The organism is Microcoleus sp. Pol8_D6, assembly GCF_036700965.1.
Taxonomy (GTDB): domain Bacteria; phylum Cyanobacteriota; class Cyanobacteriia; order Cyanobacteriales; family Microcoleaceae; genus Microcoleus.
This window is the reverse complement of the sequence record NZ_JAUBPW010000057.1, coordinates 36,740-48,141: the sequence shown is the minus strand read 5'-3', so window position 1 is coordinate 48,141 and position 11,402 is coordinate 36,740. Positions and strand designations below refer to the sequence as shown.

Genomic DNA, 11,402 nt, shown 5'->3' with positions numbered 1-11,402 from the left:
TTATTCTTTATATTTGGGTACTAATTCACCAAAGGTACACCTACTAACTGTAGCACTATTTTAGGAAATTGGTATAAACAGTATCATCAAAGATCGCAGGTTTATTACCTATTTCACCGATTAACCTAAAATCCAATTTTTTATAAAGCCCGCAAATCGCAATTTTCCAAGGTTGGAAGCTATAATCGCCTACTCCAAAAACCGAAAATCGAGGGTTATTTTGATAAATTTTGCTTTTGCGGTTATCTAGATATTTACCGCACTTCTCTAGATAAATTCCGGTTTTAGGAGCTATAGTTTTGATATTTTCGGTTGATTCACCCATGAACTTTTGAGTAACTAGGATATATCGATCGGTAGCATTAATGCGATTTTGAGCAACATCAGATCCTTTAAATAGCGGAAATAGATAAGTTTCCTCAAGATCGACAGCTTCCCCAAATCCATTGACAAACAAATTATCAATTTTCCGAAACTCCATCACGCCCGAACAGTCGTGCTTGACGCCCGATCGCCATTTCGTTCCTGAATTTACAGCATATAAATTACTCAATTTATTGAAAGAATCTATATCTTTAACCAGGAGATTGTTGTGATATCCGATTCGATGACCGTCAGAACTTTGTAAACTGCTAAATACATGGCAAAAGTAGTTTTGTGAACTTAAGTCAAACTTGCAGTATAACAAACACGCATCCACATTTGCACCAAAATACTTTTTAGCATCTATTGTGTAAGTTGCACAGCTAGTGAGATTAAGTTTTTTTGAGTGAATGTAACTCAATAACTTTCTAGCAGTGGAAGTTTTGCAAAGCATTGCCAGATCCGCATCGCGATTTTGCAGCCATTGCACCGTCTGAATCAGCATCCATTCTGAGATATCAAAGTTACTCTTACCTGTGAGAGCATCTAAGCCACCGTGCTTTTGAAAGTTGTTTTTTTTAGGTAAATTGTCGCTACTAATAGTTCCTTGTTGTGAGTTTGTCACCCAAGGAAAGTTGCCAAGTATAAGCAGTCTATCTGTGTATTGATTAACTAACGATTCCCAATCAAATTGAAAGAAATTGCCATGAAATATCTCGCATTTCTCATCCTGCAATAATTGCTTATTTAGTCTGATTTCTGTTAAATAACTTTGATTGATTTCAACCCCGATAATCTTGCTGGCCGATGGAAACGAATTTGCAGCAGCTTTAATGAAATTACCTATCCCGCAAGTTGGCTCAATGATGACTTTGGGGTTAACATCAAGTTGTATCAATTTCCGACACACCATCTCGGCTAATTCCAGCGGTGTCTGAAAATCCCCGTATTCTAGTTTGGTTTTGCGATCGTTGGAACTCATCGGTTAGATTGATAAACTGCGATGACACCTTCCTGTTGTCCAGCACGCTCAATGACTCTTCCATACTGAAGTCGCCATTGCAACGCATTAGAAATGGTCAAAAAACCTTGCAAGGGTGGGTTTCTCAGTATTTCGTCGGCAATGTTAGCTGCTTCAATTTCGTCAACAGGTAAATTTTTGTCAAACATGAAAGCAAGCAAATCATCTTTATTGCCTTCATTGTCTAAAATATTGCGAATTCCACGGGTCATTTGAAAATCTGCTGTTCTTTCCGCACTCACGTAAATTGTATGCAAAATATTCAGTGTTGCACTTCGGATGGTACTGTTGTCTGTCTTTTCGTAAACAAAGATAATCAATGAATATCCCAGCCCAAAAATCTTTTGCCTTGCAGATTTGAAAGGACATGACGACTGCGGTTGCCTAATGCTTGTTACCTTCACGTCAACTAATATCCCTGGGAAATCGATGCCGCTTGCTGAATTACCATCTATAAATTCATATCGCTGCTTGAGATAGAGTCTGAAATTTTGCTCCAAATATGTCCCAATAGCCTTTCCGTCTGTGATGCCGTAAAGCAGAGGTTCTGGGTGTTGAGACTCTGCTGCGGAAAATATTGCCGCCTCATAACAAAGGATTTCTGCGGTCAGAGTGGTCATTTTGATGAACCACCAGATTATTTAATTTGCTGACCCATTAAACGGTATCATTAAAGATCGCAGGTTTATTAGCTATTTCACTTATCAACCTGAAATCCAATTTTTTATAAAGTCCGCAAGTTATTGTGCCGCTTATGCTGTAACCATTTCGGGTTTGCGATCCGGTGATGCTGGCTCAAAGTACAACACCATGATTTGCTCTGGATGCAGCCCGACAGATTCATAAGTGCGTCCGTTGCGATCGCTAAATTCCACCTCAAACGCTGCACCATCAGCCAACAGTTCAACCACAGTCCCTACTTGTCCGCGCCACAGATTGTATTCAGGAATGTCAACGGTTAAGGCAACGACATCTAGTAATTTAATTGTATTCTTTGTCACTCTTATTACCTCCAGACATTACAGAGGATAGCAGGTTGTTAATCTCGGAATCTCGGAATCATGCTCAATAACCCAGCCACTCCGAAGGGTTGCACTTCTATTTTGCCATTCAATCGTGAAATCTAGGGTGTAGCGTTGCCCGAACCCATCCCGCCTACCTAACTGAGCTTCGTGAGTTTGAATGACTTCCAGCAAAATTTGGCGCAATTCCTCAGCATTGTCAGGTGTCATCCCCAGTATTGATGAAAAAAGTCGCGCTTTGTGTTTGCCATCGTCGTGTTCTGGATTGAGGCAGTAGTCACGAAGTTTACGAATATCAACAACTGCATTTTTTGCATTTGGAATGAGCATAGAAAAGCTGAAAAGTTGTCGTAGCCAGTGTGCGTGTATCTCTGGTTAAAAAATCCTAAGTAGCTAAAAAATAGAGGGCGAGTTTCACATAAAACTCAACTGCAAAAGTCAAATTTTATGTTCTAAACCCGCCCTCGCAAAACTCACTTAATAAGCGTCTTGCAGTTCGTAGAAATCAGGGGAAATGTAATCTTTCCGCAGCGGCCAGCCTACCCAATCTTCGTTCATCAAAATCCGTTTCAGATTTGGATGTCCTTCGTAGACAATGCCGTACATATCGTAGGATTCCCGCTCTTGAAAGTCGGCCGCTTTCCAAATCCAGTAGACTGATGGTACTCTCGGATCTTCGCGGGGAATGAATACTTTGACGCGCACTTCTTCGGGATGGGAAGCATTATCTGTCAACTTAGCCAAGTGGTAGACGCTGACTAAATCTTCTCCCGGCCCTTGGTCGTAGGCGCACTGGCACTGCATATAATTAAACCCGTAGGCATACAGTGCTGTTGACATCGGAATTAAGAAGTCTCGATCGACCTTTAATATCTCCACGCCCAAATTATCGGCCGCTAAAGCTTCGTGTTCAAAGCCATTCTGAGTCAACCACTGGGAAACCTTCCCGGCTTCAACAATTGAGGTTTCTGTCTCAGCCACGGTTTACCTCCTGTTTTTGTCCTGCAAGCAAAGCCGGCGGTACTGGCATTCCCATTGCTTCGGTCAATTCTTTCGGTGGCGCCATCCGGCCGGGAACTGACAAGTATTTGCCGTCCAAAATGTCGTCTACTACTTTCATTTTGTGGGGTCTGGTGTAGTAGCGGTGGGTTGGCAGCAAATTGGCCCGTTCTTGCATGGAATCGTTGGCGATTTTTTTCCGCAGTTTGATAATTGCGTCAATAATCGCTTCTGGGCGAGGGGGACAGCCGGGGATGTACACGTCTACGGGAATCAGTTTGTCAACGCCTCTGACTGCTGTCGTGGAGTCTACGCTGAACATTCCGCCGGTGATGGTGCAAGCACCCATCGCGATCACGTATTTGGGTTCCGGCATTTGTTCGTACAGCCGCACCAAGATGGGGGCGTACTTCATGGTAATTGTGCCGGCGGTGATGATCAGGTCGGCTTGCCGGGGACTCGATCGCGGTACTAAGCCGAATCTGTCGAAGTCAAAGCGCGATCCGATCAAAGCTGCAAATTCGATGAAGCAGCAAGCGGTACCGTAAAGCAGCGGCCACAGGCTCGAAAGTCTCGCCCAATTGTAGAGGTCATCAACCGTAGTTAGGATGACATTCTCTGATAATTCGGATGTGACTTCTGGGCGAATAGCGGGGTTGACAATTAGAGGTTTTTGTGATTTGTCAGAACTTAAGACCATTCCAAGGCTCCTTTGCGCCATGCATAGACAAGAGCAATAACGAGGATCGTGATAAAAAACAAGGCTTCGATGAAAGCCAACAGTCCTAGCTGGTTGAAAGCAACCGCCCAAGGATAGAGGAAGACGGTCTCTACGTCGAAGATGACGAAGACTAGCGCGAACATATAATATCTGATGTTGAACTGAATCCAGGCTCCGCCGATCGGCTCGACGCCAGATTCGTAGGTAGTGCGTCGGTCGTAGGGACGACTTTTAGGCCGCAGTACCTTAGACGCCGTGAGGGCGAGGATAGGGACTAGGCTGGAAATTAACAGGAAGCCTAAGAAATACTCGTAGCCGCTGAGTGCAAACACGGTGAATAATTACTGCCTAGGTGAAAGGGTTCTGTAACTTGTCTGTTACATTATATAGATTTTGGGTAGCTAAAATTACGAGTTAGTTGAGATTAATCCTCCATCTTCTGCAATAATTTTTAATGTATATTTTAAGATTAGCTTACCTACTCTTTTTGAGCTATGAGCGATCGAGCCACTGAAACCAAAACCCTCGATCGGCACGAGTGCCGCGCCTGCGGCTACGTCTACGATCCGAAAAAAGGGAATCCTAAAAATGACATTGCCTCTGGCACGGCTTTTGAAGATTTGCCCCAAACTTGGGTCTGTCCCGTTTGCGGGGCGCGCAAGTCGGTGTTTCAAAATCTCGGTCAGCAGGAAGGGGTATCGGGATTTAAGGCAAATCAGCGCTACGGTGTCGGTGTCAACGGCATGACCGAAGGTCAGAAAAGTTTGCTGATTTTTGGCGGCTTGGTCGTTGGTTTCTTGTTGTTACTTAGTATGTATGGTTTGCAGTAAAACGATTGTGAGATTTTGGCAACGAATTGTAATGTTATTGGCGGCTGCGCTCATCTGTACGAGTTGCAGCACCATCGGTTCTGTGAGTTACAACCCCTGGCAAGTGATTTCCTTGCCGACGGAAGCTAATTTGCAGGATATTGCCTTTACGGGCAATCCTCAGCACGGCTGGGTTGTGGGTTCTGAGGCGACTCTGCTCGAAACCCTTGACGGTGGCACTAGCTGGAAGCCTATAGCACTGGATATCGACGATCCGAGGTCGCGTTTTGCGTCGGTGAGTTTTTCCGGTTCAGAAGGCTGGATTGTCGGCCAGCCTTCTGTTTTGCTCCACACGAACGATGAGGGCAAGTCTTGGACGCGGATTGCTTTGAGCTCTCAGTTGCCCGGTTCTCCGAGTACGATCGCGGCTTTGGGCCCGAATTCCGCCGAGATGACCACCGATGTCGGGGCGATTTACCGGACTTCCGACGGCGGCAAAAATTGGAAAGCTGTCGTGCAGGATTCTTTTGGGGTAGTTCGCAATATCAACCGTTCTGAAGACGGGCAGTATGTTGCGGTTTCCTCGAAGGGCAATTTCTACTCGGTGTGGAAACCAGGACAAGAAGCTTGGGAACCTCACAACCGCAATAGTTCTCGCCGCTTGCAAAATATGGGCTTTACCAAGGATGGGCGTTTGTGGATGCTCGCCCGCGGCGGTCAGATTCAGTTTAGCGACCCGTCCAATCCTGAAGGTTGGGGAAAACCGTTTTTTCCCGATCGCAAGGCGAGTTGGGGTTTGCTGGACATGGCTTACCGGACTGATAATGAAGTTTGGGTAGCCGGTGGCGGCGGCAATTTGCTGTGCAGTTTGGACGGCGGGAAAACTTGGCTAAAAGACCGCGAAGTAGAAGATGTTCCCGCTAATTTTTACAGGATTGTCTTTATGGGCCCCGATCGCGGATTTGTGATCGGCGCGAGCGGTACTCTACTTAAATATCAAGGTTCAGCGCAAGCTGCTTGATAGTAGAATAGTAATAGAGATTGTCTGTCAATTTGTTGTTGAAAGGAGGATTCTAAATGGCTGGTACAACTGGAGAACGTCCGTTTGGGGACATTATTACAAGTATCCGTTATTGGGTAATTCACAGCATCACCATTCCGGCTTTGTTTATTGCTGGATGGCTGTTTGTGCAAACGGGTTTGGCTTACGATGCTTTCGGAACTCCTCGCCCTAACCAGTATTTCACACCGCAGCGGGAAGAAGTGCCGATTATTTCGGATCGCTTTGAAGCTAAGAAACAAGTAGATCAGTTCATTGCCAAGTAATTTAACAAGGATTTGGAAAAATGACGAGCAGAACCCCAAATAATGAGCCAATTTCGTATCCGATTTTTACGGTGCGCTGGTTGGCAGTTCATACTTTAGGTGTCCCAACAATTTTCTTTTTGGGCGCGATCGCAGCAATGCAATTTATTCAACGATAGGAGTTTACAATGCCTGAGCGCGTTCCTAATCCCAACGAGCAGCCTGTTGAGTTAAACCGGACTTCTTTGTATTTGGGTTTGTTGCTGATTTTTGTTTTGGGTATTTTGTTTTCCAGTTATTTCTTTAATTAACTGGTGTCTGAGTTTGCTTTCGATAGTTCGATCGTCGAATTTGTTTAGCTGTAAATTAGTGAGGTGATGGCTATGTTTAGTGAAAGTGGCAGAATTCCTTTGTGGCTGGTAGCTACTGTTGCAGGCCTCGGTGTTCTCAGCATTGTGAGTCTTTTCTTCTACGGTGCTTATGCCGGTTTGGGTTCTTCGATGTAAGGAGAATCAAGCTGATTTTCGGCTGTAAACCCCCCTTGAAAAAGGGGGGTTTTAATTATGCGAATTGTGTTGGTAAATCGGGGATAACTGTTATCGATAGTGTGAATTTTTTGGCCAGTTTATGATATAAGTTCCGGTGGCACCGGAATTATTGTTGAGTGTTGAGTGTTGAGTGTTGAGTGTTAACTCGGGGTCGAAAAACTGAATGATAGTTGAGTATTGACTGTTAATTCGATTTTACAATTCCGATGCTAGCGGAGTTGATATGAGAATTTAATCCGGCGTTGTCAGATGGGGATTTTTGGTGGTTGGGTGGAGATTTGCTCAATCAACTGCTGGCATTGCGGGTTCACCAATAACCCCAAAATCGATCGCCATTAGCCGATGATCGCTAAGAGAGTGTGAGCCGATCGTGAAATTAGCCAAAAGTTGCGAGTAGAATGGTGCAAGAGCCGATCGCTCGATCGTAGTGCACAGCGAAATATGACCCCACCGCCGCCGCCCCGCAAACCTCAAACCATCTTGGGTGCGATTACCCAAGCAGTCCAGACTATTGCTAAGGTTAATTTTAACCAGCTAGCGCTGAAACCTAATGCCAAAGTACCCGAATTGTGGGTACAGGATGCCGGTGCAGCTAAAGCTGAGGTTTATCCGCTGTTGGGCGATCGATATTTGTTAGGTCGATCGTCCAAATCTTCAGATATAGTAGTTCGCAATCCAGTTGTCAGTCACGTACACTTATCCCTGTCGCGCGATACTCGGCGGCGGACTCCTTTTGTCATCAAAGATGAAGACTCCACAAACGGCATTTACAATGGCAAAAGGCGAGTTAAAAGTATGTCCCTGCGTCACGGAGACGTGTTCACTTTAGGGCCGCCGGAACTAGCCGCCGCTGTCAGAATTCAGTACGTATATCCGCCGCCTTGGTATTTGCAACTTGTGCGTTACAGCTTTTACAGCGTCAGTGGAATCACCGCTTTGATTGCCGTGTTGGTAGGCATGGAATCGACAAAGTTTCAAGTGCGGCCTCTGCCAAGAAGTATCAATGGCCCCGTGATTGTTTACGCGCGCGATGGGCAAACTCCCCTGCGTCCTCCTCAGAACAACGCTCACTTAGAATTAAAGCAATTACAGGATTTTTCGCCCTATTTATCCAAGGCGGTACTTGCTTCGGAAGACAGTCGCTACAATTGGCATTTGGGAGTAGATCCGATCGGAGTTTTGCGCGCGCTTTTGACCAATGTTCGCGGGGGAGGAATTCGCGAAGGCGGCAGCACTGTGACGCAGCAGTTAGCGAGGAGTTTGTTTCGAGATTATGTGGGCACTCAAGATTCGGCGGGACGCAAGTTGCGGGAAGCTGTAGTGGCGTTGAAACTGGAGAATTATTACAGCAAAGATGAGCTGTTGCTGACTTATTTAAATCGGGTGTTTTTGGGGATTGACCTTTACGGTTTTGAAGATGCGGCTCGGTTTTATTTTGGGAAGTCGGCGAGGGATTTAACTTTATCAGAGGCGGCAACTTTGGCAGGGATTTTGCCTGCTCCCAACAGTTTTAATCCGATTCAAAATTATCAGTTGGCGGTGCAGTATCGCGATCGAGTGATCGAACGGATGCGGGCACTGGGGACGGTTTCTCAGGAAGAAGCCGATCGCGCAAGGCGATCGCGAATTGAGATCAATCCCAAAGCACGCCAATATCTTCAAAGTACGATCGCTCCTTATTTCTACAGTTATGTATTTGACGAATTGGAGTTTTTGCTGGGGGAGCAGTTAGCCAGAGAAGGCAATTTCATTGTAGAAACAGGTTTGAATCCCGGCCTGCAAAAAGTGGCTGAAGCTTCCCTCAGAAATGCTGTTGAAAATGCCGGAGCAAGTGCTGGCTTTTCTCAAGGAGCCGTGGTAACTCTCAATAGTACAACCGGGGAAGTCTTAGCTTTAGTTGGGGGCGTAGATTACTTGAAAAGTCAGTTTAATCGGGCTACTCAAGCTTTGAGACAGCCTGGTTCTACATTTAAGATTTTCACCTATGCAGCCGCCCTGGAACGGGGAATCTCACCCGATAAAACTTATTCTTGCGCTCCCCTTTCCTGGGGAGGACAAAGTTATAGTGGTTGCGAAAGAACCAGCGGTAATACTGATATGTATCGCGGCTTGGCATTGTCGGAAAATGCAATTGCTTTGCGAATAGCACAACAAGATGTCGGTTTAGACAATGTAGTGCAAATGGCTAGGCGTTTGGGGATTACTTCTGAACTGCGTTCTAATCCGGGTTTAGTATTAGGTGAAAGTGAAGTTAATGTGTTGCAATTAACGGGTGCTTTCGGGGTTTTGGCCAATCGGGGTTTAGGAAATCGCCCCCACGTAATTAAGCGAATTATTGACAGCAGCGATTGCAAAGATCGAAATGATTTTAACAGTTGCCGGGTGATTTATGAGTATCAAAAAGATGGCATTGCCAATCGGCAGTTAGTTTCTGAAGCAGTAGCGGATACGATGACTGATATGCTGCAAGGTGTGGTGCGGGGAGGTACGGGTAGCAGTGCTGCTTTGGGCTTGGGAGAAGCTGGAAAAACAGGCACGACTAATGATAATAGAGATTTGTGGTTTGTCGGTTATATTCCGAGTCAGCAACTGGTGACAGGAGTTTGGTTGGGAAATGATGATAATTCTCCGACTGCCGGAGGTAGTGCAAATGCCGCTCAGTTGTGGGGGGAGTATATGCGGCAGGTGGCGCGTTGAATGAGAAGAAGATGCGGGGGTTGAAACCGCGTCTATACGAAGAAGAGACGGCGGTTGAAACCGCGTCTACACAGACAAAACCCGCATCCGCGGGTTGAAGACAAAGACGGTTAAAATTAATTTATTTTCTTCAGCCCGCGGAGGCGGACATCGTTTGTGTAGGTGCGGTTTCAACCGCCGTCTGATATGGCCGACAGCCAGACAATATCGAGTGCAAATTGACAACATTTCCGATTACCGCGATCGCAGGTGCTGCAAATCCGATCGCCTCAACTTGCTCTACAATTGTACCCAAAGTCCCGATCAATTCTTCTTGTTCCGGCCGCGTTCCCCAGCGCACTAAGGCTATGGGCGTTTCTGCACTCAATTGGGCTGCTGTTAACTGACCGATAATGTAAGGCAAATTGTGGATTCCCATGTATACTACAATGGTTTCCGAGCCACGGGCGATCGCCTGCCAATTTACCTCCGGTCGATATTTTCCCGCTGATTCGTGACCGGTGACAAAGGTGACAGAGGAACTGTACGATCGATGTGTTAAAGGAATTCCCGCATAAGCAGGGGCCGCAATCCCAGAAGTTACGCCGGGGACGACTTCTACTGACACTCCAGCTTTTACCAACTCTTCCATTTCTTCGCCGCCGCGGCCGAAGATAAAAGGATCGCCGCCTTTGAGACGAACTACGATCGCATTATCTCCAGCTTTTTCTATCATTAACTGAGTGGTTTCGTCCTGCATTAACGAGTGACGCCCTTTGCGTTTTCCGGCATCAATTCGTTCTGCTTGGGGGTTGATTGATGCCAAAATTTGAGGGCTGACTAAAGCGTCATAAATCACCACATCCGCACACTCTAACAAAGCTTTTCCCTTCAAGGTCATCAAACCCGGATCTCCGGGCCCCGCACCTACTAAATACACTTTTCCTAAAGACATTTTTCTTGCTTCCTTTACCTCTTCTGTGCCTCTGGGGTTCATTTTTGAATTAAATTCCCAATTAAGTCTGCTAATTGTACACTTGCGCCTAGAGGATTTGCGAGATGAAGTTCCGCCGTAGGAAATTGCTGCTTTAGCTGTGCGACATTTTTGGCGATCGCATCTGTAATTCCTCCATTAAATAAGAAGTATGGCACAATTCCTATTTGCTGCTGTCCACCACGAACCAAACTCTCAATTTGCTCTTCCAAACTCGGCTTTACTGACCAATACGCTGTCAGCGCACCGAGTTTGCTAGCGATTTCCTCAACAATCGAGTTACCTCCGGGGCGACGGCTGCCGTGAGATAATAAAATCCATTTTGGCAATAGCAGATTGGGGAGAAAAGTCACCTCTTCCATCTGACTTTTCACCAATTTTGTTAAGCCTGCTTCCTGGGAACCTAAATGCGGGCACAATGCAATTTTTAGCTTGTCACCAAAAGTTTTTTGGGCAATTTCCACCTCTGCCGGTATGTCTTCGGCGACGTGAACTCCCGGCAATAAAAATACAGGCAGTATTTGCAATTCTGTCAGTCCCAGCGACAGGGTACGTTCGCCAAAACTGCAAATTTGTTCGTGCAGCGGTGCGGGCCCGAGTTCTAAGGTGGCGGTTGCTACTGCGGGGAACGAGTCAGCCAAATTTTGAGACAGCAGTTGACCTAGGTTTTCCAAAGCTTGTTGGGGTCTGGGGTCGCGGCTGCCGTGAGAAACTAATAAATAGGTCGATCGCAATTTCAATATAGATAGGATGTTAAGGTTCGATCGGAATTTCAAATAATTATAACACCCTAGGGCGCGTGACTTAAAAATTACTCAACACAAAACTTCGATATCCTAGGGTGCGCGGCTTAAAAATTACTCAACACTGGGCTTAAAGTTTCTAAGCCGCACACCTTACAAAAGAAGGTGCGCGGCTTAAAAATTACTTAACACTGAGCTTAA

Annotated in this window: 16 protein-coding genes; 7 read left to right on the top strand and 9 right to left on the bottom strand. The window is 45.9% G+C overall.

The genetic code is table 11. The features are described from left to right. Nucleotides 1-55: 55 nt before the first annotated feature. From QUA10_RS21100 to ndhC, 7 genes are all read right to left on the bottom strand, one after another. Nucleotides 56-1,345, bottom strand: a complete 1,290-nt coding sequence (locus QUA10_RS21100; RefSeq protein ID WP_333084560.1) for a class I SAM-dependent methyltransferase — start codon at nucleotides 1,343-1,345, stop codon at nucleotides 56-58. Continuing rightward, nucleotides 1,342-2,004 carry a restriction endonuclease gene (locus tag QUA10_RS21095; RefSeq protein ID WP_333084559.1) on the bottom strand — a complete coding sequence of 221 codons (663 nt, stop codon included), beginning with the start codon at nucleotides 2,002-2,004 and terminating at the stop codon, nucleotides 1,342-1,344. The genes QUA10_RS21100 and QUA10_RS21095 overlap by 4 nt, the downstream gene beginning before the upstream one ends. Before the next feature lie 132 nt (nucleotides 2,005-2,136). After that, entirely contained in the window at nucleotides 2,137-2,385 is a 249-nt protein-coding gene (locus QUA10_RS21090) for a DUF4926 domain-containing protein (protein WP_333084558.1), read from the bottom strand. 18 nt (nucleotides 2,386-2,403) lie between these two features. Beyond that, a complete protein-coding gene (locus tag QUA10_RS21085; RefSeq protein WP_333084557.1) occupies nucleotides 2,404-2,736 on the bottom strand; it encodes a DUF6883 domain-containing protein in 333 nt (110 codons plus the stop codon). 147 nt (nucleotides 2,737-2,883) lie between these two features. After that, nucleotides 2,884-3,387: an NAD(P)H-quinone oxidoreductase subunit J gene (locus tag QUA10_RS21080; RefSeq protein WP_333084555.1), complete on the bottom strand. Its 504-nt coding sequence runs from the start codon at nucleotides 3,385-3,387 to the stop codon at nucleotides 2,884-2,886. Then, nucleotides 3,380-4,105 (bottom strand): photosynthetic/respiratory NAD(P)H-quinone oxidoreductase subunit K, encoded by a 726-nt coding sequence (gene ndhK / locus QUA10_RS21075; RefSeq protein ID WP_333084553.1) that lies wholly within the window; start codon nucleotides 4,103-4,105, stop codon nucleotides 3,380-3,382. Before ndhK ends, QUA10_RS21080 begins: the two co-directional genes overlap by 8 nt. After that, nucleotides 4,096-4,458, bottom strand: coding sequence for a photosynthetic/respiratory NAD(P)H-quinone oxidoreductase subunit C (gene ndhC, locus QUA10_RS21070; protein ID WP_006635500.1), 363 nt, complete (start codon nucleotides 4,456-4,458; stop codon nucleotides 4,096-4,098). The genes ndhK and ndhC overlap by 10 nt, the downstream gene beginning before the upstream one ends. Nucleotides 4,459-4,620: 162 nt before the next feature. Here ndhC and QUA10_RS21065 point away from each other — a divergent pair, with 162 nt between their 5' ends. The 7 genes from QUA10_RS21065 (at nucleotide 4,621) to QUA10_RS21035 (ending at nucleotide 9,485) form a co-directional block, all read left to right on the top strand. Next, nucleotides 4,621-4,956 carry a rubredoxin gene (locus QUA10_RS21065; protein ID WP_333084551.1) on the top strand — a complete coding sequence of 112 codons (336 nt, stop codon included), beginning with the start codon at nucleotides 4,621-4,623 and terminating at the stop codon, nucleotides 4,954-4,956. Beyond that, nucleotides 4,943-5,956, top strand: a complete 1,014-nt coding sequence (locus QUA10_RS21060) for a photosynthesis system II assembly factor Ycf48 (RefSeq protein ID WP_333042721.1) — start codon at nucleotides 4,943-4,945, stop codon at nucleotides 5,954-5,956. Before QUA10_RS21065 ends, QUA10_RS21060 begins: the two co-directional genes overlap by 14 nt. 56 nt (nucleotides 5,957-6,012) lie before the next feature. Continuing rightward, nucleotides 6,013-6,261: a cytochrome b559 subunit alpha gene (gene psbE, locus QUA10_RS21055; RefSeq protein ID WP_006635503.1), complete on the top strand. Its 249-nt coding sequence runs from the start codon at nucleotides 6,013-6,015 to the stop codon at nucleotides 6,259-6,261. 20 nt (nucleotides 6,262-6,281) lie between these two features. Further along, nucleotides 6,282-6,419 (top strand): cytochrome b559 subunit beta, encoded by a 138-nt coding sequence (gene psbF, locus QUA10_RS21050; protein ID WP_006635504.1) that lies wholly within the window; start codon nucleotides 6,282-6,284, stop codon nucleotides 6,417-6,419. A 9-nt stretch (nucleotides 6,420-6,428) separates the two neighbouring features. Then, nucleotides 6,429-6,551: a photosystem II reaction center protein L gene (locus QUA10_RS21045; RefSeq protein WP_015176850.1), complete on the top strand. Its 123-nt coding sequence runs from the start codon at nucleotides 6,429-6,431 to the stop codon at nucleotides 6,549-6,551. A 72-nt stretch (nucleotides 6,552-6,623) separates the two neighbouring features. Further along, nucleotides 6,624-6,746, top strand: a complete 123-nt coding sequence (locus QUA10_RS21040; protein ID WP_006635506.1) for a photosystem II reaction center protein J — start codon at nucleotides 6,624-6,626, stop codon at nucleotides 6,744-6,746. A 483-nt stretch (nucleotides 6,747-7,229) separates the two neighbouring features. After that, entirely contained in the window at nucleotides 7,230-9,485 is a 2,256-nt protein-coding gene (locus QUA10_RS21035) for a transglycosylase domain-containing protein (protein WP_333084549.1), read from the top strand. A gap of 130 nt (nucleotides 9,486-9,615) precedes the next feature. On the opposite strand, the gene cobA is transcribed toward QUA10_RS21035, so the two are convergent. Then, nucleotides 9,616-10,461, bottom strand: a complete 846-nt coding sequence (gene cobA, locus QUA10_RS21030) for a uroporphyrinogen-III C-methyltransferase (protein ID WP_333084548.1) — start codon at nucleotides 10,459-10,461, stop codon at nucleotides 9,616-9,618. Continuing rightward, complete coding sequence (locus QUA10_RS21025) at nucleotides 10,458-11,234, bottom strand: sirohydrochlorin chelatase (RefSeq protein WP_333084546.1); 777 nt, start codon at nucleotides 11,232-11,234, stop codon at nucleotides 10,458-10,460. Before QUA10_RS21025 ends, cobA begins: the two co-directional genes overlap by 4 nt. Nucleotides 11,235-11,402: the final 168 nt, after the last annotated feature.